26 protein-coding genes are annotated in these 22,763 nt (G+C 60.1%); 12 read left to right on the top strand and 14 right to left on the bottom strand.

Translation table 11 applies throughout. The annotated features are described in order from the left end of the window. The first annotated feature begins 116 nt into the window (after nucleotides 1-116). A complete protein-coding gene (locus EC912_RS14685) occupies nucleotides 117-980 on the top strand; it encodes a DMT family transporter (RefSeq protein WP_132145738.1) in 864 nt (287 codons plus the stop codon). A gap of 7 nt (nucleotides 981-987) precedes the next feature. Here EC912_RS14685 and EC912_RS14680 read toward each other — a convergent pair whose 3' ends face one another. After that, nucleotides 988-1,665, bottom strand: coding sequence for a hypothetical protein (locus EC912_RS14680; RefSeq protein WP_132145368.1), 678 nt, complete (start codon nucleotides 1,663-1,665; stop codon nucleotides 988-990). 319 nt (nucleotides 1,666-1,984) lie between these two features. Here EC912_RS14680 and EC912_RS14675 point away from each other — a divergent pair, with 319 nt between their 5' ends. Further along, nucleotides 1,985-2,656 carry a class I SAM-dependent methyltransferase gene (locus EC912_RS14675; protein WP_132145736.1) on the top strand — a complete coding sequence of 224 codons (672 nt, stop codon included), beginning with the start codon at nucleotides 1,985-1,987 and terminating at the stop codon, nucleotides 2,654-2,656. 69 nt (nucleotides 2,657-2,725) lie between these two features. On the opposite strand, the gene EC912_RS14670 is transcribed toward EC912_RS14675, so the two are convergent. After that, on the bottom strand, nucleotides 2,726-3,037 hold the full coding sequence (locus EC912_RS14670) for a hypothetical protein (protein WP_132145366.1): 312 nt from the start codon (nucleotides 3,035-3,037) through the stop codon (nucleotides 2,726-2,728). Between the two features lie 757 nt (nucleotides 3,038-3,794). On the opposite strand from EC912_RS14670, the gene EC912_RS14665 reads away from it, so the two are divergent. After that, entirely contained in the window at nucleotides 3,795-4,325 is a 531-nt protein-coding gene (locus EC912_RS14665) for a hypothetical protein (protein ID WP_132145364.1), read from the top strand. Nucleotides 4,326-4,425: 100 nt separating this feature from the next. Here EC912_RS14665 and EC912_RS14660 read toward each other — a convergent pair whose 3' ends face one another. Further along, nucleotides 4,426-4,752 carry a ribonuclease E inhibitor RraB gene (locus EC912_RS14660; RefSeq protein WP_132145362.1) on the bottom strand — a complete coding sequence of 109 codons (327 nt, stop codon included), beginning with the start codon at nucleotides 4,750-4,752 and terminating at the stop codon, nucleotides 4,426-4,428. 114 nt (nucleotides 4,753-4,866) lie between these two features. After that, on the bottom strand, nucleotides 4,867-5,280 hold the full coding sequence (locus EC912_RS14655) for a winged helix-turn-helix transcriptional regulator (protein WP_132145360.1): 414 nt from the start codon (nucleotides 5,278-5,280) through the stop codon (nucleotides 4,867-4,869). 90 nt (nucleotides 5,281-5,370) lie between these two features. Between EC912_RS14655 and EC912_RS14650 the strand changes: the two genes are divergently transcribed. The 6 genes from EC912_RS14650 (at nucleotide 5,371) to EC912_RS14625 (ending at nucleotide 9,879) form a co-directional block, all read left to right on the top strand. After that, nucleotides 5,371-5,988, top strand: a complete 618-nt coding sequence (locus EC912_RS14650) for an FMN-dependent NADH-azoreductase (protein WP_132145358.1) — start codon at nucleotides 5,371-5,373, stop codon at nucleotides 5,986-5,988. A 158-nt stretch (nucleotides 5,989-6,146) separates the two neighbouring features. Next, nucleotides 6,147-6,674 (top strand): hypothetical protein, encoded by a 528-nt coding sequence (locus EC912_RS14645; RefSeq protein WP_132145357.1) that lies wholly within the window; start codon nucleotides 6,147-6,149, stop codon nucleotides 6,672-6,674. 65 nt (nucleotides 6,675-6,739) lie between these two features. Next, on the top strand, nucleotides 6,740-7,102 hold the full coding sequence (locus tag EC912_RS14640) for a bleomycin resistance protein (RefSeq protein WP_132145355.1): 363 nt from the start codon (nucleotides 6,740-6,742) through the stop codon (nucleotides 7,100-7,102). After that, on the top strand, nucleotides 7,027-7,260 hold the full coding sequence (locus EC912_RS14635) for a methyltransferase family protein (protein ID WP_132145353.1): 234 nt from the start codon (nucleotides 7,027-7,029) through the stop codon (nucleotides 7,258-7,260). Before EC912_RS14640 ends, EC912_RS14635 begins: the two co-directional genes overlap by 76 nt. Nucleotides 7,261-7,597: 337 nt before the next feature. Further along, a complete protein-coding gene (locus tag EC912_RS14630; RefSeq protein ID WP_428993105.1) occupies nucleotides 7,598-9,184 on the top strand; it encodes a glycoside hydrolase family 30 protein in 1,587 nt (528 codons plus the stop codon). Nucleotides 9,185-9,225: 41 nt separating this feature from the next. Then, nucleotides 9,226-9,879: a glutathione S-transferase family protein gene (locus tag EC912_RS14625; RefSeq protein ID WP_132145351.1), complete on the top strand. Its 654-nt coding sequence runs from the start codon at nucleotides 9,226-9,228 to the stop codon at nucleotides 9,877-9,879. Nucleotides 9,880-9,914: 35 nt separating this feature from the next. On the opposite strand, the gene EC912_RS14620 is transcribed toward EC912_RS14625, so the two are convergent. Beyond that, nucleotides 9,915-10,157, bottom strand: coding sequence for a hypothetical protein (locus EC912_RS14620; protein ID WP_132145349.1), 243 nt, complete (start codon nucleotides 10,155-10,157; stop codon nucleotides 9,915-9,917). Between the two features lie 3 nt (nucleotides 10,158-10,160). After that, complete coding sequence (locus EC912_RS14615) at nucleotides 10,161-10,937, bottom strand: MipA/OmpV family protein (RefSeq protein WP_132145347.1); 777 nt, start codon at nucleotides 10,935-10,937, stop codon at nucleotides 10,161-10,163. Nucleotides 10,938-11,076: 139 nt separating this feature from the next. Between EC912_RS14615 and EC912_RS14610 the strand changes: the two genes are divergently transcribed. The 3 genes from EC912_RS14610 to EC912_RS14600 all read left to right on the top strand — a co-directional run bounded on the left by EC912_RS14610 (nucleotide 11,077) and on the right by EC912_RS14600 (nucleotide 14,192). Next, nucleotides 11,077-11,766 (top strand): response regulator, encoded by a 690-nt coding sequence (locus EC912_RS14610; RefSeq protein WP_132145345.1) that lies wholly within the window; start codon nucleotides 11,077-11,079, stop codon nucleotides 11,764-11,766. A gap of 37 nt (nucleotides 11,767-11,803) precedes the next feature. Then, the gene (locus tag EC912_RS14605) at nucleotides 11,804-13,135 is read left to right on the top strand and encodes a sensor histidine kinase (RefSeq protein WP_165973619.1); all 1,332 of its coding nucleotides are present in this window, start codon (nucleotides 11,804-11,806) and stop codon (nucleotides 13,133-13,135) included. Between the two features lie 136 nt (nucleotides 13,136-13,271). Continuing rightward, complete coding sequence (locus tag EC912_RS14600; protein WP_132145341.1) at nucleotides 13,272-14,192, top strand: alpha/beta hydrolase family protein; 921 nt, start codon at nucleotides 13,272-13,274, stop codon at nucleotides 14,190-14,192. Between the two features lie 74 nt (nucleotides 14,193-14,266). Here EC912_RS14600 and EC912_RS14595 read toward each other — a convergent pair whose 3' ends face one another. The 8 genes from EC912_RS14595 to EC912_RS14560 are packed head-to-tail and all read right to left on the bottom strand — an operon-like array spanning nucleotide 14,267 to nucleotide 22,736. Then, nucleotides 14,267-15,043: a 3-keto-disaccharide hydrolase gene (locus tag EC912_RS14595; RefSeq protein ID WP_428993103.1), complete on the bottom strand. Its 777-nt coding sequence runs from the start codon at nucleotides 15,041-15,043 to the stop codon at nucleotides 14,267-14,269. Nucleotides 15,044-15,063: 20 nt separating this feature from the next. Then, complete coding sequence (locus EC912_RS14590; RefSeq protein WP_132145339.1) at nucleotides 15,064-15,966, bottom strand: hydroxypyruvate isomerase family protein; 903 nt, start codon at nucleotides 15,964-15,966, stop codon at nucleotides 15,064-15,066. A 2-nt stretch (nucleotides 15,967-15,968) separates the two neighbouring features. Then, a complete protein-coding gene (locus EC912_RS14585; RefSeq protein WP_132145337.1) occupies nucleotides 15,969-17,024 on the bottom strand; it encodes a sugar phosphate isomerase/epimerase family protein in 1,056 nt (351 codons plus the stop codon). Between the two features lie 29 nt (nucleotides 17,025-17,053). Further along, nucleotides 17,054-17,644: a gluconate 2-dehydrogenase subunit 3 family protein gene (locus EC912_RS14580; RefSeq protein ID WP_132145335.1), complete on the bottom strand. Its 591-nt coding sequence runs from the start codon at nucleotides 17,642-17,644 to the stop codon at nucleotides 17,054-17,056. Between the two features lie 10 nt (nucleotides 17,645-17,654). Continuing rightward, a complete protein-coding gene (locus EC912_RS14575; protein WP_132145333.1) occupies nucleotides 17,655-19,346 on the bottom strand; it encodes a GMC oxidoreductase in 1,692 nt (563 codons plus the stop codon). Nucleotides 19,347-19,392: 46 nt separating this feature from the next. Next, nucleotides 19,393-20,283, bottom strand: coding sequence for a sugar phosphate isomerase/epimerase family protein (locus EC912_RS14570; RefSeq protein WP_132145331.1), 891 nt, complete (start codon nucleotides 20,281-20,283; stop codon nucleotides 19,393-19,395). Nucleotides 20,284-20,325: 42 nt separating this feature from the next. Beyond that, the gene (locus EC912_RS14565) at nucleotides 20,326-21,543 is read right to left on the bottom strand and encodes a nucleoside permease (protein ID WP_132145329.1); all 1,218 of its coding nucleotides are present in this window, start codon (nucleotides 21,541-21,543) and stop codon (nucleotides 20,326-20,328) included. After that, on the bottom strand, nucleotides 21,540-22,736 hold the full coding sequence (locus EC912_RS14560) for a Gfo/Idh/MocA family protein (protein WP_132145327.1): 1,197 nt from the start codon (nucleotides 22,734-22,736) through the stop codon (nucleotides 21,540-21,542). Before EC912_RS14560 ends, EC912_RS14565 begins: the two co-directional genes overlap by 4 nt. Between the last annotated feature and the right edge of the window lie 27 nt (nucleotides 22,737-22,763).

Here is a 22,763-nt window from a genome sequence, read left to right as displayed (position 1 = left end):
GCGTGGAGTAGGGACTTAACGGCCTCCGTCCCTGCAATAGACATGAATGCGACACTTCACAGCCAGTTCGATCGGGGAGCATGCTGCCATCGGGAACTGAAAAGACAGGGCATCAGGTGGACAAGGCGACGACCGGCTGGGTCAATGGATTCGTGGGAGTGGTGATATTCAGTGGCTCGTTGCCCGCCACGCGCGTGGCGGTGATGGATTTCGATCCTGTCTTCCTGACCGTTGCGCGAGCAGCCATCGCGGGGCTGCTGGCTCTGGCTCTGCTGCTGATGTTTCGCGAGAAGCGTCCGGCGCGTGGCGATCTGTTCTCGCTGGCCATCGTGGCATTCGGCGTTGTCGTCGGCTTCCCGTTGCTGACGGCGTTGGCGCTCGAACACGTCACGTCCGCGCATTCCATTGTATTTGTCGGACTGTTACCGCTGGCGACTGCGATCTTCGCTGTATTGCGCGGTGGTGAGCGTCCGCGCCCGGCTTTCTGGCTGTTCTCTTGTCTGGGCAGCGCCCTGGTGGGTGGATACGCGCTGTCGCAAGGCGTGACTGCATCGCCGGTCGGGGATGCGTTGATGTTGGCAGCAATCGTGGCATGCGGACTCGGCTACGCCGAAGGAGCCAAACTGTCGCGCCGGCTTGGCGGCTGGCAGGTCATCTCCTGGGCGCTGGTCCTGTCGTTGCCCGTCATGTTGGTGCTGGTGTTCAGCACCATGCCGCCGTCGCTTGCGGGCGTCGGCGGTGCGGCGTGGGCCGGGCTCGCCTATGTATCGCTGTTCAGTATGTTGATCGGCTTCGTGTTCTGGTATCGGGGGCTGGCGCTCGGTGGCATCGCCGCCGTCGGGCAGTTGCAATTGCTCCAGCCCTTCTTCGGTCTGGTCCTCGCTGCAAGCCTGCTGCATGAGCAGGTGAGCGTAAGCATGCTCGTCGTCACCCTCGGCGTTGTGCTGTGTGTTGCGGGGGCGAGGATGTTTGCGAAGTAGATTCCCGCTAAGTCTTGCTTGGGGCTGATGGCGGGCACTCTCTCAAGGGTCGGAGTGAGCCGGCCTCTTCGTCGCACCCACTTAACATCAATGGCAACGATGATTTACCGAGCGCCGCACGGTGTTCGACGGCCATGCTCACGAGGCTTGTATTTATCCAGATATCGAGCTCGTTGCTATCGACGCGGACGGCCGGCGTATCGTCGTTCTCAAGGCTTCTCAGGCTGTGGAACGACTGCGTATACCTTACGTGGAAGAGGCCTCCTGCACGCAGGTTGTAATCAGCCGCAAGGTTGATTTCTTTTGAGAGGGTGTCGCCAGGCGCGAGCCGTATGTAGAACTGTTCCCTCGGTTCCGGCAGGACATGGACAAAGCGTCCTGTGAATTCGACCTTCTCACCCTTTGCATTCGTAACAGAGAATATGTTGTTGAGAAGGTGGCCGTCGGGATTCTGGAGTGGGGTAAGTGGCTTTGGAAGCAGTCGGGTCGTGCTGCTTCTATTGCTGATAGTGACGATCACGATGCCGGCTTCTGCCTTGTCTTTCGATGCAGGCAAGCTCAGGGTAACGCTGAGTGCGGTGTCTGCATCCGAAGAATTCGCTTGGCTTGAAAGCGTAAGCATTGAAGCTATAAGAAATAGACGCGCGCCAACGCCTCTCAAGAAAGTCATGATGTCGAACTCCATGCCATTGAATACGATGCCACACGCAGAGGCAGGCCGAATGTAGTGCAATGTCTAAATGGCGTCTGTCAGGGGCCGCATCGCATGTGCCGATGTGCGATGCGCATCGCGTTATGGCAGTTGTATCCGTCGTGAAGAGCTGTGAAGTCTCGCACTCCTACAAGAGCGGGGGAGGTTTGATAAGATTTGAAATCTTGTCCCGCAGCCGATGACGGCATCCGGACCCCTGGCGATGTGTCCCGGCTAAGCCGAGCGCCGACTTTCACGACCGCCTTGCTTCCCACGACGGTCACATGTTCTGGAGCACGTTGTGAGCGAACGCATGGACCCCTTCTCCGATCCTGAAGCCGTGACGCGATACGCCGAAGGACCGCCGCGATTGGTGCCTGGCTTCGTCGACCTGCAACGCATGACGACCATCCTGTTAGCGGAACGCGCGCCGGAAAATGCACGCGTACTGGTTCTTGGCGCGGGCGGTGGGCTGGAATTGAAGGCGTTCGCGCAGGCCCATCCGGGCTGGACCTTCGACGGCGTCGATCCCGCTGGCGAGATGTTGAAGCTGGCCGAACAGATCATGGGACCGCTCGCGTCGCGTGCGCGGTTGCATCAGGGTTATATCGACGATGCACCGGAAGGGCCGTTCGATGCGGCGGCCTGTCTTTTGACCATGCACTTCGTGGCGCCAGAAGAGAGGCTACGTACGGTGACCGAGGTCCGGCGACGCCTGAAGCCGGGCGCAGCTTTCGTGGTCGCCCACTTCAGCTTTCCGCAGGGCGAAGGCGAGCGTGCGCAGTGGCTGTCGCGATACGCCGCCTTCGCGGTCACCTCCGGCATCGAACCCGAAAAGGCGGAGGCCGCCCGCACGGCGATCGATGCACGTCTGCACATCCTCACGCCCGAACAAGACGAAGCCATCCTGCGCGACGCTGGATTCTCGAACGTCAGTCAGTTCTACGCCGGCTTCGCCTTCCGCGGCTGGGTGGGCTACGCCTGATAAGCGAGCCCTCACGAATCAATCCCCTTGTGGGAGCGCGCAGGCGCGCTCCCACAAAAAATCGCTCGATTACTGTTCTTGCATCCTCTGTCCTACCCCCGGACTCATCACCCGATACATCTCGACCACCTCATCGATCAGACCGCGCAATACATACGCAGCCTGCGCCACCGATCCTTGCTCGGCATCGATCATCGGTACATCGATAAGCAGATCGGTCACGCCACGCATGCCCGACAAACGCTCGGTGATCGCTTCATCGATATCGCCCAGCTTCAAAGCGCGGCGACCTTTGCAAAGCGGGCAGGGAATAGACAGGTCGTGGCCGGACTTCAGGACATACGACGCGGACGCTGACGGTCCGTTTTGATTGCTGTTCATAGAGGCATCCTCTCCGTGGATGTCCGCCACCCGCAGGATGCGGGTGGCGGGCGTGCCAGGAAGCAAATACCGGTGCAACTGGATCCCGGCGGGACCGAAGTCCCCCCGACACGCCCACCGTAAAAGGCAGGCACAACGTAGCGCAACGCATGAAGACGTCGCTTGAGACGGCGTCTTCAGCGCCAGTTGCCAAACACGGGTTTGCTTTCCCGGTCGCCGATGTGCGGCGACGCGATGAGGATCGCGGCGACGACGTGTAGCGTCAACCCATTTGGATAAAAGAGACCGAATTTTCAGATTAGTCTGAGTGGAACTACGACTGGCCTGTCCGAAGGTCATGCCCGGCGCCGACGTCCGCTCCCTTTAGATGGTCGACGTGGTTAGTTGCGCGGCTCACTGCGACAGGCGAACATGAGAAATCTGTCACAGGGGGTGTCCGATGAAGAAAGGCTTTGGGCGGTTCGTTCCGTTGCTGCTCGCGTTCGGTTTTGCGCAAGCGCATGCCCAATCCGAGATAGTGACATATGTGTATACCGATTCTCAGGGCACGCCTCTCGCTGAAACGGATGCCAATGGGAATATCACGGCGACCTTTGACTATAGGCCGCACTTCAGGGACGGAGGTAGTTATGTTGAGTTTGGGTTTAACTACTTCCGTCCCCGTAATTCGGCGTGAATTCGGTGCGAGTTCTGCGGGTGATCGAATGTCACAAGCTGTTGGTGCACCATTTGACTGTTCTATCGTGGGCGGTTGCCAATGACGAACCGTATCTCTATTTCCATGCTATTGCCGGTGCTGCTTGCCGCAGCCTTCCCGCAGGCGGCACTTTGTGATCCCGACGGTTTGCACGCCGTCTTTGCGAAAACGAATGGAGATGTCATTGAAGTAGATAGCCGCAGTGGCACGCTGCGTACGCCACGCTTACACGACACCGTGCTGCGCGATTGCAGTGATGAATTTCAAGCATGTTTTACTGATGGCCATGGATTTGCATTCGCATACTTTCGCAAATGCAATGATGCGGAGACCGCAAACTATGAGCGTCTCAGATTTTCCCCGAAAATTGTGTCGGCTCTGCACAACGATCTGTGGATTGTTTTCGATGCTTCGCCAAATTACATGTTTCACTATGTAATTCCGAAGGGCGTCGTCGGAATTTACGTCGGAGCAACGCCTTCGTACGACTTTCGTAGCGTTCTTCGCCAGCGTAATTTTCGCCTGTCCAGCCTTGATGCAACGGAATATCGCATCACCGATTCGGACGCTTTTGCTTCATGTAGTGAGTAACGCATGTGGCGCGTTGTCCGGCAGGTGGCGTGGAGTCGGTTAAACGGACCTTTGCATTAACTACCTCCAGTCCCTTTCGGTGCGCTCTCCGGTTCGACGACTATGGCTGGTGCTTTTGCGCTGTGCATCCCCAGCCGTCATAGTCGAGGCCGAACAGTGATGCAACACACTCCATGAAGCCGGATACCGATAAGACAACGTGCTGCTGAATGGCCATGTGAATCGTGACACTGACGGTGTGCTCCCCGTTGAGTTTCTGAGTGGTCGCAACGCCGTACTGGTGATCATTGATGAAGCCTGCGGCAACGGTTGCCTTTTCGTGCGACGGTGCGCGCATAAGGAAGTCGACGTCGCGAGGCACACTAAAGTCGTCTCCTTGACCATCAAGTGTTTCGAGAAGGTCAGTATCCGCGGCGGCCGTTTGCATCAATTTACAACGACTGACATCTGAAGTGCTCCGTTCAAGTCATGGCGAAGAAACGGGCCTGCCGCTCCCCATCGCGCTACGCAGGCGCGTGATCGTAGGCGACCAAAAAGCGTCTCAGCCCGCGTGCAACTTCCGTGCTGCTTCCAGTCGATTGCGAGCGATAGCCTCCTTGTTGCTTGACGCCCACAAGTGGAGCGGCACAAGCGCTCCCCGTAATGTCTGTCCAAGCTCGGTCAGCTCATAGTCCACACGTGGTGGCACTGAGGGGAACAGAGTGCGTGTAACGATGCCATCCGTCTCCAGTCGCTTCAGAGTCAGCGTAAGCATGCGTTGCGAGATACCGCTGACGCGTCGCTGGACCTCGTTGTAGCGTAGCGACCCTTTGGACAGTGCTCCAACAACCATGATGGTCCATTTGTCTCCGACGCTGGCTAGGACATCGGCAAGACCCTTGCAGTCGGTCGCAGACAAGGAGCCGTCGGGAACAAAAATGTTCGCTTCGCTCGGAAAAGTGCCTTCTTGTGCCACGTTATCGTCCTTCCCATACTGGCGTTACGAACAAATTGTTCGCGTACTTTAGTCCAGGTAGGCGGACGCCACAATTGAGGAAAGAACGTGATGACGAAGCTTCTGGTTGTTGAGGCCAGCCCCCGAGGAGAGCATTCAATCTCCCGAAATCTTGCGAAAACATTTGTGGAGCGATGGAAGGCCGCGCACCCGGGCGATGAAGTCATTGAGCGCGATCTCGCAAAGATGGACTTGCCCTACGTGAATCTGCCCTGGTTGGCCGCCAGCCTTACGCCCGCGGAGAAGCACACTCCCGAGATGAAGGATGTCCTTCGGCTATCCAACGAGCTTGTCGCAGAGCTTCTGGCCGCGGACCACATTGCCATCAGCACCCCGGTTTACAACTACAACATCCCCGCAAACCTCAAGTCCTACGTGGACCACCTGGTACGCAAAGGCCTGACCCTTGGCATGACGGGCGAGGGCCTGGTCCATGGGAAAAAGTGCACGATCCTGATGGCTTCGGGTGGTGTCTACACAGAGGGTTCGCCGATCCGGGATCGGGACGTCGCAACTATGTATCTTCGCCTGATTCTCAAGGTCATCGGCATCGAGGATGTTACGTTCGTTTCCGCAGGTGGTAGCAAGGTTGTCGACCTTGGGGAAAGATCGCGAGCGGACTTCCTCCAGACGTTTGATGCAGCAGTGACGTCCGCAGCGCATGCGTGATCCAGCGAAGGAGTCAGCATGATTTATCGACAAGTGATAAACCATGCTGATCCCTTCGTTGCAGTTTTCCACCCGAAGCAGCTGCTCGTGTATGTCTGCTTGTGGTTCCGGGGAGCGGCGTACTAGGATCGTCCGAAGTCAGTGACTGGGGTCATCGAATGAAGACATGCACCCTGTGGCGAGTCATTCTGGTCGCAACGATCAGCTTCGTTGCCCAGAATGTAGCCGTCGCGCAGTCTCTTAATGCGCCGTTGCTCGATCGCCTGACCGGAACGTGGGTGCTGCGCGGCGATATCGCCGGTAAGTCGGTAACCCACGACATAGTGGCGCAATGGGTGCTGGCCCATCAGTACATCCAGATTCACGAAACATCGCGATCGAGAACGGCGGCCGGGGCACCGGAATACGATGCCATTGTCTACATCGGCTGGAATCCGGATTTAAAACAGTATTCTTGCCTGTGGCTAGATTCGACGGGTGGCAACGGACTGGTTGGAACGGCGTTCGGTCATGCCGAATCGAATCCTGCCGAGCTTGCATTTATATGGTCCGGCAAGAACGGCGATCCTTCCCTCTCCAACACCTTCGCATACGACCGTGCAACGGATTCCTGGCGTTGGACGATCGACAATATCGATAAGGGACGGCATCGCTCATTCGCGAACGTGAAACTTACCCGGCAATGATTTAGGGACGATCGTCAGCAAAGGGACCCGTGTATCAGGTAGTCAGGCGACAGGGGAAGTACATCGTGACTCAGACAGTCATACCGCAGCTTCGGATCACCCGTGCAGTCGATAGCTTGCCATTCTATGTGCAAGGGCTTGGCTTCACGGTCGATTGGCAGCATCAGTTCGAGCCGGGTTTTCCGCTCTTTCTACAGCTGACGCGGCAAGGTCAGACCATCTTCCTGACCGAGCACACGGGAGACTGTGAAGTAGGTGGCGCTGTCTATTTCGTTGTACCCGACGTTGACGAATGCTTCCATCTTTTCAGCGCTGGCGGCATCAAGCCCACTGAAGATCCGCAAGACGCGCCGTGGGGTTCCAGGGAAATGGTTGTCACAGATCCGGACGGCAATCGTTTGCGCTTTGCCACTCGCGTCGCCACCTAACCCAAGCGTTAGACCGCATCTGGAGTGTCGCTGCTCAACTCAAGCAGGAATACGAGTTGATTCAATCGGGTCCGTATCGCTTTGTACGCCACCCCATCTACTCCGGGTTGTTGCTCGCCTTCCTGGGAGCAACGGTTGTGTGGGTCGGCTTCGTGTGAAAGGGCCAGCTCGCTATCAGCGCTTCTCACCCTTCGAGGGATCCGTGACGGCTATCGAGCAAGTCCATCCACCGGAGTGTGCGATGGTGAAGTCCAGGTTCCCGTCGTAAAACCTGCCCTCCTTCTATCAGTGCAGAGGCCTTGTCGCGCGACACGCCCAAGGCCGCGATCAGAAGTTCCGAACAGGTGACCGGTCCGAACGCGTCAGGCATTCTGATGAGCTTTGTGCGGTAAGGCGTAACTTGGCCGCAGCCTTAAGTGATAACCGGCCGGGTACCCGGGTTGCTCATGTGGCAAACTGGCTCACACGTTCGGCAAGCAGTCCATCAATCCCGTGATCAACGCCACCAGCGCCAAGGATGAGGGGAGGTCGGATTCCAGTCGGGTGGCCGTGGTGTTCATTGCTTTGATCGTCCTGCTCACCTTGGCGGCCCTTTTTGCGCCGCGCTTTCGGCAGCCCACGGTGGAGGCCAAAGTCGCCCCTTCGGTGCGACCGATCATGCCGGCCGTCGAGCTTTGGCTGAGTACGGCGGATCGCCGACTGAAGCTGATGCCCCAGCCCGACATCGAGATGAGTGCCCAGGATTCGTCACCTGCCGATGTGGTCATCGACGTCAACGCAAAATACCAAACCATGACCGGTTTCGGGGCGGCGATGACGGACTCTTCGGCGTGGCTTCTCCAGAACAAATTGAATGCACTGCAACGCAATGCTTTGTTGCACGAACTGTACGGTCCGCCGCCCAACCTCAACTTGAACATGATGAGGTTGACCATCGGCGCCTCGGATTTTTCGTTGAAGTTCTACACCCTGGACGATATTCCCTTCGGCCAGACCGACCCCTCATTGCAGCACTTCAATGTCGCGGCCAATCTGGAGGACGTGATACCGACGGTGCGTGAGATTCTTTCCATCAATCCCGGGCTACTGATCGTAGCGTCGCCATGGAGCGCACCGGCGTGGATGAAAACCAACGAGAATCTTATTGGCGGGGAATTGCTGGAGCAGTACGAAAGCACGTACGCGGACTATCTCGTCAAGTATCTCGACGCTTACCGCGGTTATGGCATTCCCATTTTCGCCTTGACCTTGCAGAACGAGCCAAGGTTTACGCCCATTACCTATCCGGGCATGGCAATGAGCGCGGAGACGCGGGCGCGCATCGTCGCGCAGTACCTCGGGCCGAAGCTGGCAGGCCGCAAACCGAGGACACGCATTCTGGATTGGGACCACAACTGGAGCCATCCCGAGGAGCCATTGAGTGTGCTCGCCGACCCCGATGCCTCGCGCTACATCGACGGCGTCGCCTGGCATTGCTACGAAGGCAGTCAACATGAGCAGGGGCGCGTGCATCGCGCGTATCCCCAAAAGGATACTTACATCACCGAGTGCTCCGGAGGAGACTGGCCGTTAAGCATGAATGGCGAGCTGCTCTGGTTCACGCGGAACCTGCTGGTTACGGGGATCAGGCAGTGGGCTCGTGGCGCCATCTACTGGAACCTCGCGCTCGACGAGGATCACGGCCCGCATTTTGGCGGGTGCGTGGCCTGCAACGGCGTGATCGCGATCGATTCGCAGACGGGGTCCGTGAGTCGCAATGACGAGTACTATGCGCTGGCGCACTTCAGTCGATTCGTCCTTCCAGGTGCTGTCCGGGTGAGCTCCACGGACACCGACGCCGACAAGGGCATTGCCAATGTGGCGTTCCGGAATGCTTTCGACGGATCGATCGTTCTCGTGATGGTGAACATCAATGCGAATGCTCGTCACGTTTCAGTGGTCGAGGGACGGACTCGTTTTGAATACACGATGCCGCCGGAAAGCGTGGCGACCTTCGTATGGAATCCGGATCTGGTGAGTGCATGGATACAACGTGCACTTGGATGGCTGAGAGGGCCTCTCCCTCCAGCGCGTCTCGAATGAGCGAGACGCAGCCGACAATTCTTGCCAAGAGGAGTCTCACGATGCCCATCATCATTACCGCCTTTGAACGGTCGCCCGATGGCGGCAAGGGACTGGCACGCGATACGCGCGTTCGCTGGGCGCTTGAAGAGGTGGGCCAACCCTACGAGGTTCGCCTTGTTTCGTTCCGTGCGATGAAGGAGCCCGCGCATATGGGCCTTCATCCTTTCGGCCAGATTCCAACCTATGAAGAAGGCGACCTCGCCCTGTTCGAGACAGGTGGAATCGTCTTCCATCTCGCCGAGCGCTATGCGGGTCTGTTGCCGGCCGATGCCAATGCCCGGGCGCGTGCGATCACGTGGATGTTTGCCGCGGTCAATACCGTGGAGCCGGCGATCCTTGAACTCGTAACCGTCAGGTTTCTGGAGGGCGATAAGCCCTGGAGTAAGGAACGCCTGCCTCTGGTCGCGGATCGCATCCGCGATCGACTCGGCCAACTTTCTGCCCGCCTGGGCGACGCCGACTGGCTCGATGGTGCGTTCAGCGCGGGCGACCTGATGATGGCGTCGGTGATACTCAGGCTGAGAGCATCGGGCATTCTGGACGAATTTCCGAACCTGGCTGCCTATATCGCTCGCAGCGAAGCGCGGCCGGCATACAAGCGGGCGTTCGCCGCCCAGTTGGCAATCAACGCGGGCAACCCACCAGCCGGCTGATTGCGTTCCATCCTGGGAATTAACCGCCTCAGTCTCTATCGATCGTGGCGAGGTAAGCGCTGGATGCCAGTAACGACACTGGCCCCTTCTTCATCCCGAAGCGCATGCTCCAGCAAGGCCACGACCCGTTCGCCCTGGTCGGTAAAGATCAGCTCCATCGCCGTCCGACTACCGAGTGTTTCGATCTGTGCGTGAAACAGCCAGTCCCAGATCGCATTGCGATCCGGCTCCAGGCGTTCGGCCAGGGTAACGATGCGACGGACGATTCCCTGGCCCATAGCTTAGAAAATGTAACTCAGCGCGACAAAATAGCTGACGGTATGGTCGGCATCGACCATCGGGCTGTCTTTGACCGACGTTGGCAGACGGGTGTAGCGAAGACCGCCCGTGGCCAGCCACGAATGCGACAGCTTGTAGATGGCGGCCATGCCCAGATAAGGCGACGAGCCGCCGCCGGCATGGTAGGCGGGAAGTCCGCTACGCAATGCTTCACTGGTACCGATGCCATAGTAGTAATTGTTCAGTGCGCCGTTGCTGTAAGTCACGCCGCCGGTCGGCACCAGGGTCAGATTGCCCCGGATAATCGGGTAGCTGTAATTCAGATCGAAGGCGCTACCGCCACCGTGGCCGGTGAATTCCTTCTGGGCGCTGGCCTGTACCGCGCCCCAAACCGCTTGATGCCGCCACGCCACACCGACCATGCCGGAGATGTCCCGGTTGGAAAGCTGGCGCAGACGCGCATCGTCGGTATCGTCATGACGAAAGCGATTCCCCAGCGGCGAAGCCGTGATGGAGAACTCGTCCGAGTCCGTCTTGAACAAGCGGTACCCGAAGATCGCTCCGTGCGCGTAGAACGACTTGCCATCGTAGTTGACCATCGGCAGCGGCCAGGCTTTGTTGTTGTAGCTGCGATAAGGGCTGGGGCTCCAGACGGCGCCAAGACCCAGGGTCCAGGTGGGGCTTTGCTGAGGCGCGGACTGGGCCAGTGCGGAGCTACAGAAAGCGGTGCAGGCCAAAGCAGCCGACAGGCTGGCAAGACGTAACGATGCAATCGACATGGGCGGACAAAGACCAGGGAATCCAGACAGCCACGGATCATGGGCGCGCTACATTGCCTCAACATTGCGCCGATACGATGGAGGTGGATGCTAAAGTCGCCCGGCACGCAGCCATGCGTGAGGCAAGGAGATACCAACCATGCGAATCCTGCTGGTTGAAGACGAACCGGAAATGGCCCAGGCATTACGCACGGCATTGCAGCGTCACGGCATCCTGGCGGACATTGCGCCAAACCTGATGCAGGCTGGCGAGGCTTTGCGCCAGAACGTACACGACCTGCTTCTGCTGGATCGTCAGCTACCCGACGGCGATGGGGCTACGCTGATCCGGATCGCGCGGAAATGTCGAGCCGATCTGCCAGTCATCATGCTGACGGCGCGAGGGTCATTGGCCGACCGTATCGACGGTCTCGACCTTGGCGCGGACGATTATCTGGTCAAGCCATTTGCCGTCGAAGAGCTGCTGGCGCGCATTCGCGCCGTATCGCGGCGTCCGTCGCAACTGGCGCTACCCACGGCAAAGGTGGGCAATCTGAGTTTTAATTTCTCCGCGCACGAAGCCTTCGTCGACGCAGTACCACTGCAGCTTCCACGACGGCAATTGCTGGTGCTGGAAGCTTTATTCCTGCGACATGGGCGTACGGTGCGCCGCGAAGTGCTGCAGGAGTCGGTCTACGACTTCAACGATGAGATCCAGTCCAACGCGCTGGATGCCCATGTATCGAAGCTTCGCCGTGCGTTGAGCGAGGCGGGAGCGCGCGCGGACATTCACGTGATTCGGGGCATTGGCTATCTGCTCAAGGAGCGAACCAATGAAGGTGAAGAATAAGTCGCTCACGTTGCAGCTGGCATGGCGATTGATCGGTTTGCAAGCCGCGGTCATTCTGGGGCTGATCATTGCGTGGACGTACATGATATACGTCGGAAATTTGTCGTATATCGACGAAAACGTTCCCCGCATGATGGTGAATAACTTGCATATGGACGACGCCGGCAAGCTGGCGTTTCGGAACGATGCCAAACTGCAATCGCTTCTTCGGACATCGCCTGGCTTGTGGTTCGTCATTGAGGACGAAAAAGGCCATCGTATGATCCATGGCAAGGTGCCCGAGGCCTATCGTTCGCTGGCGGATTCGCTGACTCAGTTGCAGAGCGGCGAAGTTCACGCCAGCGGCCCGCCTTATGCGCTTGCCATGCGCATCTATACCGACGACACGTCGATGGGGCGCATCTATGTCATCTGTGGCGGGGTACCCACGGCGAATGTGGGCATCATATTCGCCCTGATCCTGGCCTACTTCGGCTGGCGCATATCATTGCCGCTGGCGTTGCTGACGCTGATCGTGGTGCCGTGGCTGATTCGTCGTTCCATGCGCGGTGTAGCCGAGGTGGCTGAGCAGGCCCAGGCAATCGACATCGACGAACGGGGCGCGCGTCTTGCCGATCACACCGTGCCGCGCGAGTTGCAGCCGCTGGTGCAAGCGTTCAACGCCGCACTCGAGCGCCTCAACGAAGGCTATAACACCCGCGATCGTTTTCTGGCTGGCGCCGCCCACGAGCTGCGTGCGCCCATTGCGATTATCGAGGCGCGGATCGAAACACTCGAGGCTGGCGCCATGCGCAATCGTCTCCTCATAGACGTTGCGCGTCTGTCTAATCTGGCCGAGCAGCTTCTTGACCTCCAGCGCCTGGGCAAACATGAGAGCAAGTTCGAGCCGCTCGACCTGGTGTCTTTATTGAGTGAAGTCACGGCGGACGTCGCCCCCCTGGCGATAGGGGCCGGCTACGAGCTGGCGCTGGATGCGCCCGAGACGCCAGTTATGGTGATGGGAGACCCCCTGTCGCTTGCGCGCGTGTTGACCAACCTGATCCAGAATGCCATTGCGCATGGCGGCGGTCGCGGCCTGATCACGGTCGATGTTCGCCCGGACGGCACGTTCGGCGTCAGCGACCAGGGGCCGGGCATTCCCGCAGACGAGCGGCAGCGTATCTTCGAGCCGTTCTATCGACTGCGCCCAAGCAGCACGGGCGCTGGGCTGGGACTGCATCTGGTGCAGGAGATCGTCGCTTTGCATGGCGGCCGGATCGACCTCGTCGAGGCGGATGGCGGTGGTGCATGGTTCCGTGTGCGGCTTCTGGCCATGGCCGCGAACCCGGCGGTTAACGACGTTGGTGGGGCGGTTGGCGTTCGAATATAGAAAGGATAAAGGGGACAGAGCGGCATCCTTCGTCAATGGCTTCACCTCAATCACGCGCAGCTAACCCGTTTTCCAGTCATCTATCCCGCTTGGCGAGGCGGTTTGGCCACTTCGTCTTTACGAGGGAATCAATCTCATGATTCGTATCCTGTGCGGCATTGTCTTGCTCATGACACTCAGCCTGCCTGCCATGGCGGACGTTCAACCTTTCCCGGCATCATTCCGAACTCAAGAAATTCAGACGGACGGCGCGACAATCCATGTTCGCGTCGGTGGCCATGGTCCCGCCGTCGTGCTGTTGCACGGCTTCGGCGACACTGGGGATATGTGGGAGCCACTCGCCGCCAACCTGGTGCGAGACCACACCGTCGTCGTACCCGATCTGCGTGGCATGGGACTCTCGTCGCATCCGGAGAGCGGTTACGACAAGAAAACCCAGGCGGGAGACATACGTGCCGTCCTGAGCAAGCTTGGCATCGATCACGCTGTCGTCGTGGGTCATGACATAGGCACGATGGTGGCTTATGCCTACGCCGCACGGTACCCCACCAAGACCGACCGCCTGATCGTGATGGACGCACCTGTCCCCGGCATTCCGCCGTGGGATCAGATCGTGCGTCTGCCCGCACTGTGGCACTTCGACTTTGGTGGGCCGGACATGGAGCGTCTTGTCGCGGGCCGCGAGCGCATCTATCTCGACCGGTTCTGGAACGAATTCGCGGGTGATCCCACCCGGTTCGACGAAGCCTCGCGCCGCCATTACGCCGAACTCTATGCCAGGCCGGGTGCCATGCATTCCGCGTTCGCCCAGTTCCGCTCCATTCGACAAGACGCGGAAGACAACAAGGCCTCAATGGCAACCAAACTTACTATGCCCGTGCTCGCCATCGGGGGTGAAAAGTCATTTGGTGCGAATGAGGCGATAGTGATGAGGAACGCCGCGGATCACGTCACGGAGCTTGTTGTTCCACGCGCGGGCCACTGGCTGATGGAAGAGGCAACGGATACGACCATTACCGCCGTGCGCGACTTTATCGATGGCAAGCCGATCAAGTAACGATAAATGGGACGGAGGTGGTTATGTTGAGCTTGGATTTAACTGCGCCCGTCCGCTTTCTCCCTAAGGGTCGTTCAATCCAGCGGCCTCACCCAGATATTGCGAAAGCTGATGGGCTGCGAGGGATCGCCGTGCGCCTGGAGCTTGATCGACGCTTCGGCGTACGGCGCGTATTTTGGCTTGCCGATGTAGGTGGTCTCGCCGGCAAGCTGGGTGTGGTTCTGCACCAGCACGCCGTTATGGAACAGCGTCACATAGGCCGGTGACTTCAGTATGCCGTCGGCGGCAAACACCGGCGCCGTCCAGATGACGTCATAGGTTTGCCAATCTCCCGGGGGGCGTATGGCATTGACCAGAGGAGGTGTCTGTTTATAGACGCTGGCCGCCTGTCCGTTGACATAGGTTTTGTTCTTCCACGAATCCAGGATCTGGATTTCGTAGCCCTCGTCGGCCGGCCCGGTCGAGGCGAGGAACACACCGCTGTTGCCGCGGGCCTGGCCTTCGCCAGTGATGTCCTTGGGTACCTGCCACTCCAGATGCAGCTGGTAGTTCCTGAATCGCTGTCTGGTCTGGATGTTGCCCGCGGCCTTGTCGACCGTCACCACACCGTCATGCACTTTCCAGCGCGCCGGAGAATGGTCCTTGGACGATTCCCATTGAGCGAGATCGCGGCCATCGAACAGCACGACGGCGTCGGATGGCGGCGTACTTTCCCGACTGCCCGGCGCTACGATCCTGGGCACCGGCTCCCACTGTTCGGTCGCCTTGGGATCGGTCTGTGCCCATGCGGACGATTGTCCGGTGGCTGCGAGAACGAAAAGGGCAAGGACAATCGCGCTTCGCCGTTTCAAAGGCATCCCTCGATGAAAGTTCATACCGTGCATATCCTGAGTGCCTCGGCAAACGAGTCGAATGGGTCGGATCGCGACGGCATGAATTCGTGCGCGATGAAACCCTGGAAGTTCAGATCCGCGATCGCCTTCGCGATAGCGCGATAGTTGAGCTCCTGGGTGCCGTCGATGTCATGGCGACCAGGTACACCGCCGGTGTGGAAATGCCCGATCCACTGGATGTTGTCGCGGATGGTGCGGATCACGTCGCCCTCCATGATCTGCATGTGATAGATGTCGTAGAGCAGCTTGACGTTGGGCGAGTTGATACCCTTCATCACCGCGACACCGAACGCGGTGCTGTCGCCCTGATAGCCGTGGTGGTCGACCTTGCTGTTCAGCAGCTCCACGCACACGGTGATGCCGTTCTCGGCTGCGTAGGGCGCGATCCTGGAAAGGCCCGCGACGCAGTTGTCGATGGCCTGGCGCTCGTCGATGCCCGTCGTGCGATTGCCGAACATGGTGATCAGATGGGTCACGCCGGCGCGCTTGGCGAGTGGGATGGTCGCTTCCAGCTCCTTCAGCAGGGTGGCGTGATTGGCCGGGTCATTGAAGCCCATCGCGATGAAGTTATCCCGCCGGGAGGGATAACCCATCGATACGGCCAGGCCGCTGTCGGTCACCACCGCCCATTCGTCCGCATACAGCAGATCAACGCCGGCGAAGCCGATGGTCTTAAGGCGCTTGCACAGTTCGGGGAGCGGCGCCTTGGAGGTCCAGCGGCTCAGCGACTGCTTGAGACGTCCAGGAGATGCCTTCTCAGGAGCGGCCTTGCCGGGGCCAGTACCGGCGGAGGCAAGCAACGGCATCGTGCCGAAGGCGGCCGCGGCGGCAGCGAGGCGACCGAGTGCGGTCCGGCGGCTGATGCCGGGAGACGTGGTCATGGTTATTCGAGTCCCAGGATGTCGCGATTGAATGCGCGGTCGCTGCCGGTCGCGGCGAAATCGTCGAACGCGCGCTCGGTGACCTTGATGATGTGGTCGCGGATAAAGACCGCGCCTTCCTTCGCGCCTTGCTGGGCATCCTTGATGCAGCACTCCCATTCGAGCACGGCCCAGCCTGGATAGTCGTACTGCGCGAGCTTGCTGAAGATCGCGCCGAAATCGATCTGCCCGTCGCCCAGCGAGCGGAAACGTCCGGGGCGATCGATCCAGTTCTGGTAGCCGCCATAGACGCCCGCGCGTCCATTGGGACGGAACTCGGCATCCTTCACATGGAACGCACGGATCCGCTCGTGATAGATGTCGATGAACTGCAGATAGTCCATCTGCTGCAGGATCATGTGGCTGGGGTCGTAGAGGATGTTGGCGCGCGGATGGTGCCCTACCGCCTCGAGAAAGCGCTCGAAGGTAGCGCCGTCGTGCAGATCCTCGCCGGGGTGAAGTTCATAACAGACATCGACGCCGGCGTCGTCGAAAGCATCGAGGATGGGCCGCCAACGTTTCCCGAGTTCCGCGAAGGCTTCCTCGATCAGCCCGGCGGGGCGTTGCGGCCACGGGTAGAACAGATGCCATGCCAGTGCGCCGGAGAAAGTTGCGTGTGCAGTCAGGCCGAAATGCTTGCTCGCTGTCGCCGCAAGCTTGAGTTGTTGCACCGCCCAGGCTTGGCGTTGCTGCGTGTTGTCACGCTGTGCGGCGGGCGCGAAACCATCGAACAAGCGGTCGTACGCGGGGTGCGAGGCCACCAGTTGCCCTTGCAGATGCGTAGACAGCTCGGTTACCGCCAGCCCGTGTTCGGCCAGCGTACCTGCGATGTCGTCGCAATAACCCTTGCTTGCCGCCGCCAGTTCCAGATCGAACAAGCGACGATCGTTGGTGGGAATCTGCACGCCGACAAAGCCGAGCGACGCCGCCCACCGGGCGATATCGGGGAGCGTGTTGAATGGCGCCACATCTCCCGCGTACTGGGCAAGAAAGATGCCTGGCCCCTTGAGGGTTTTCATGCGTATTCTCTCGGCATTCGTTTCATGGGTCAGATCTTCAATTCCGTTTCCACGGCCCAGGCCTTGCCATTGCCCGCCTGAGAAAGCGGTATGTCGGCCTTGAAACCACCTGGAACGGCGACGTACTGGAGCACTTCCGTGCAGCCGGGCTGGGACATGAAGAAGCCCAGCATGGTCAACTTCTTGGTCATCAGCACGAAGTCGGCCGCGGGTGGCATCGTGGCATGTCGCGATGTGGCTATCGCCTCGCTGTGTAGTTTCGTCACCAGCTTCTTGCGTTGGGCCTCGTCGAGCTGGAGGAAGGGTTTGCCACCGGCCTGGTCGAACGCGGCCAGCGCGGTGAGGTATCGCTGTTGATCGGCCTTGGTATAGACGTCCTTGAACATCTGGTCGATAAAGGCAGGCACGCCCGCGTCGAGTGCTCCCGGCGTATCGGTACGCGGGATCACGATGTCGATCACCGCGGCGATCAGGCTGCTTTGCGCGGGGTTGAAGAACCGGGGCGCCGCATCCGGTTTTTGCGAAGCGGCATGAGCCTCGAAGACGGCCAGCAGCGACGGTGCGGCGACCGCGCCGACGGCAAGCGCGGACATGCATTTCAACCATTCACGACGGTTCATGGCGATATCCTCAGATGTTGCCGCGCTTGAGTTCTTCCACGGCATGACTGGCCGCGCGTGCGGTCAGCGCCATGTAAGTCAGGGACGGGTTCTGGCAGGCGGACGAGGTCATGGCCGAGCCGTCGGTAATGAAGACGTTCTTGCATGCATGCATCTGGTTCCACTCGTTGAGTACCGACGTCTTCGGGTCGCGGCCCATGCGCGCGGTACCCATTTCATGGATGCCAGCGCCGACGTTGGCCTGCATCGAGAAGGAGCTCACGTTGCGATAGCCTGCGGCGGTCATCATTTCCATCGCATCGTCGACGATCTCCTTAGTCATCAGGATCTCGTTCTCCCTGTGCGCGGCATCGAAGTTGAGCACGGGCAAGCCGTACTTGTCCTTATGGTTGCGGTCAAGGGTCACCATGTTCTGGTGATTGGGCAGCATTTCGCCGAAGCCCATCATCGACACCCACCAGGGGCCGGGTTTCTCCGCGGCCTGCTTGAGCTCGTCGCCCAACACCGGCGCGTTGACGAGCCGCGTCCAGTCGCTGCGGCTCGCGCCGCCCTGATAGCCGAAGCCGCGCAGATAGTTGCGTTTGTCCGTGCCGATATTGCGGTAGCGTGGAATATAGAAGCCGTTGGGCCGGCGCCCGGAGTAGTAGCGGTCTTCATGGCCGTCGACAAGCGCTCGCGCGCCGTTGCCAAAAATGTGGTCCATGATGTTGTGGCCCACTTCGCCGCTGTCGTTGCCAAAGCCGTTGGGGAAGCGGCTGGAGACGGAGTTCAACAGGATGTGCGTGGTGCCGAAGGTGGACGCGTTGAGGAAGATCACGCGCGCGAAGTATTCCGTCTGATGGCCGGTCTCCGCATCCAGTACTCGCACACCGGTCGCCTTGCCCTTGGCGTCGTCATAGATCACCTCGTAGACGATGGCGTTGGTGACCATGGTCATATTGCCGGTCTTCTCGGCGGCGGGAAGGGTCGATGAGTTACTGCTGAAGTAGGCGCCGAAAGGACAGCCACGCATGCACAGGTTGCGATACTGGCACTGCGAACGCTGCGGGCTCTTGTCGTGCTTGAGCGGCTCGGAGAGGTTGGCGGTGCGGCCGATGATGAGCTTGCGGTTGAATTTGTCACCCAACTTGCCCTGGAAATCCTTTTCGACGCAATTGAGCTCCATCGGCTTCAGGAACTGGCTATCCGGCAATTGCGCCAGATGTTCGGTCGACCCGCTGACGCCGATGAAATGCTCGACATAGTCGTACCAGGGAGCGATGTCGTTATAGCGGATGGGCCAATCCACGCCCACGCCTTCCTTGCCGTTCGCCTCGAAGTCCATGGGGCTGAAGCGATAGCTTTGCCGTCCCCACATCAGCGAGCGTCCGCCGACGTGGTAGCCGCGGAACCAGTCGAATGGCTTGGTCTCTTCATACGGGTTGTCGATGTCGTCGACGAACCAGTGCTTGGTGGACTGCGTAATGCCGTAGAACGACGGACGCGTATGTTTCGGATGACGCGCGATGTCTTCCTGAGTTGGTTCGTCGGCGAACGGAAGTTCCCACGGTGCTTTCATGGCGGTCGGGTAATCGCCATGCTTGACCATAGGGCCACGGTCGAGCACCAGGGTCTTGAGCCCCTTCTCGGTCAGTTCCTTGGCGGCCCAGCCGCCACTGACACCGGTGCCGACGACGATGGCGTCGAATGTGTTCTTTTCCATGCGTTTGCCTTGAGACAAGGTTTCGATCGATGGGGAATTGCGCGGTTCAGCGCAGCGGGCGAAGGTAGTCGTAGTCGATGCGCGCGGCGTCGAGCTGGCTCATGCGGTCGAAGGGGCCTTCCTGCTCGACGAAGCAATGCTTCAGTCCGGAGGCGTCCGCCGCCACCATGATCGGCTTGTAGTCGAGCGTGCCACGGCCGAGTTCCGCGCCCGGGTAGTTCTTGCCGCCGGCGCCGGGCAGGAAATCCTTGGCATGCATCAATGGGATGCGGCCGGGATTTGCCTTGAAGTAATCCGCAGGGTTCTTGCCGCCCGCGTGGACCCAGCCACAGTCGAGCTCGAACTGGACGAGCTTGTGGTCGGTTTCCTTGAGCAGCACGTCGTAGAACGTCTGCCCACCACCCACGTCGGTAAATTCGAGATGGTGGTTGTGGTAGGCGTACTGCAGCCCCGCCTGCCTGGCCTTTTCGCCGATGCGATTGGCGTACTCCGCGGTGCGCTTGGCTTCGTCGAGCGAGTAGGTCGGTTCCGGTGCGCTCTTTCCCTTCGCGGCCTGCTCCTTCTGCATGATGGACGGCAGCATGCTGCTGACGATGTACCGCGCGCCAAGCACGTGTGCGGCTTCGATACCGGGCTCGAAGCCGAGGCTGTCGAAGTGCAGGCTTGGACAACGCAAGCCTGCGTCGTTCAACTGATCGCGAAGGGTCTTGGCCGTGCTGGTGACGATGGCTTCGATGTCTACGTAGCCGATCGTCTTGAGCGTTTTGAGCGTGCCGATGGGGTCGTCCTGGTAAGCCTTCAGCACCATGTAGAGCTGGATGCCGAGCGACTTGCCCTGCGCGGCGGCGGCAAGGATTTTTCCGGGCGCACCAAGGGTGAGCCACGCCGCCGTGCCACAAAGCGCGGAACGAGTCAGAAACTGCCTGCGAGTCATCATGAACGGTTCTTCCGGGGAGCCAGGTGGGATGGTGGAGTCGAATCAGGTGGCGTTGGTGACAGGGTTGTCTGCCGTCGCCTTGCGGTCCTTGAACAGCAGCACGAACAAGACAAGCACGACGGCCGCGCAGCCACCGGCGATCATCCAGATCGCGTACCAGTCGTGCGTCGTGGCGCCCTGGGCGTTGGTCTTCACATAAGTGTCGACCGCCACCCCGGACAGCCACGAGCCGACGAACATGCCGAGGCCGTAGGTCAGGAAGGTGATCAGCCCCTGCGTTGCCGCGCGCAGGGCGGTCGGTGCCTCGCGATCGATATAGATCTGGCCGACGACAAAGAAGAAGTCGAAGCAGATGCCGTGCAGGATGATGCCGAGCCAGAGCATCCACATCAGCTCGCCCGTGCCGCCGAAGGCAAACAAGGCATAGCGCAACACCCAGGCCAGCATGCCGACGGCGAGCATGTACTTCACCCCCAGGCGCCGGAAGAACCACGGGATGAGCAGCATGCAGAGAATTTCCGACATCTGCCCGCCGGTCATCTTGCCGGCGGCGTTGACCACGCCGATCTCGTTGAGGAACAGGTTGGTGAATGCGTAATAGAACTGCAGCGGAATGCAGATCAGGAACGAGGCGAGGGCAAACACCGCCATCGAGCGGTTGCGCAGCAGATGCAGGGATTCAAGCGGAAGCACCGTACGCATCTTGAAGCGCTGCTCGCGAGCGAGCGGCGGCGTCGGGGGCAGGGTGAAGCAATAGCCCGCCATCGCGAGCGAAAGTCCAGCGGCCAGGTGCAAGGGCGACGCGGTGGCTTCCACGCCCCAGGCGCCGACGATCAGGCCCACTACGATCCAGCCGATGGTGCCGAACACGCGGACCGCACCGAACTCCTCCTGCGGATCGTCGATATGCCGCATGGCGAGCGAGGTGGTCAGCGCCAGCGTCGGCATGTAGCAGAGGCTGTAGGCCAACAGGGAGGCGTATATCGCCCCGAACGAAGTTTGTTGCGCGGTGAGCACCAGGAGGACGGCGCCGATGACGTGCAATATGACGAGCACACGGCGCGTATCGAACAGGCGGTCGGCAAGCAGTCCGACGAACAACGGCGAGATCATCGCACCGATGGCCGTGGTGCCCGCGATGGCGCCGATTTCCTTGCCACTGAAATGCAACGTCTGGCCCAGCCAGGTGCCGACCGTGACGTACCACGCGCCCCAGATCGCGAACTCAAACAGCATCATCAACCTAAGGCGCCATTTCATTCCCGTTTCCCCTTTGTGCGTTGTGGTCCGAGAGGGTCTTCGACGTGCTGCCATACGCCACCCGCGGCATGGCTCTTGAGCATCGCGTCGACCAGCAGGCTGTTGCGGTAGCCGTCGGCGAAAGTAGGTAGCGCGGCAGGCTTCGTTTCGGGTGTGCCGCCGCGTCGAATCCACGCATAGGCATCGGCCATCAGGTTGCGGAACGCGTCCGCCCAGGCTTCCGGGTGACCCGCGGGCAGATGCGCGTAGCCGCGCGCGGCGGGATCGAGCAGCGCGGGGTCTCGCGTCAGCAGCGTATTTGCCTGCGCGTGGTGGCCGATCCAGAGTTCGTTGGGCTGCTCCTGCCGCCACGCCAGCGAGGCCAGTCGCCCGCTTACTTCCAGGCGTAGGTCGTTCTTGTGACCGGGAAGCACCTGACCGACGGTGACGCAGCCGCGCGCACCATTGTCGAAACGCAGCAGCACGCTGGCCAGATCTTCACTGGTGATCTTGATCTTGCGCCGAGGTGTCGACTTGGCCGCGCCGGCGAAAGCCTTCGGCGAAGCCGCCGGCACCTCGCGGACCGGCACGGCCGTGTGCAGATCGGCCAGTACGGCAGTAATGCGCGCGCCGGTCACGTGTTCGGCCAGGTCGCACCAGTGCGAGCCGATGTCGCCGAGCGCGGAACTGGCGCCGCCCAGCTTGGGATCCAGACGCCACGAATAAGCGCGCTCGTCGGTTAGCCAATCCTGCAAATAACAACCATGGACGAACACCGCCGGGCCGACCTTGCCCTTTGCGATCATCGCGCGCGCCTGCTGGACGAGCGGGTAGCCGCGATAGTTGAAGGTGACGACGTGCGCGACATGGGCTTCGCGCGCGGCTTCGTACAGTTCACGTGCTTCCTGCGTGTTGCTGGCGAGCGGCTTGTCGGAGATCACATGCTTGCCGGCACGCAGCGCCGCCAATGAGACCTCTCTGTGCAAGTGGTTGGGCGTGGTGTTGTGAACCACCTGCACGGCGGGGTCGGCCAGCAGTTCCGGGTAACTTGCGTAGGCGCGTCCGGCGTTCAGTTCGCGCGCCCGTTTTTTTGCGGATTCGAGGCTGGAGCCAGCGATGCCGACGATCTCGACGTTGCCCAGACGACGCACGGCATCGAGGTGATGCGCAGCGATGAAGCCGGGGCCGACGAGCCCCATGCCGAGCTTCTTCATCAGGTTACCGCCCTGGCGCTGGTCGAT

Source organism: Luteibacter rhizovicinus (genome assembly GCF_004342265.1).
GTDB classification, from domain to species: Bacteria; Pseudomonadota; Gammaproteobacteria; order Xanthomonadales; family Rhodanobacteraceae; genus Luteibacter; species Luteibacter rhizovicinus_B.
The sequence above is the reverse complement of the archived record's forward strand: the minus strand, read 5'-3'. Positions and strand labels throughout refer to the sequence as shown.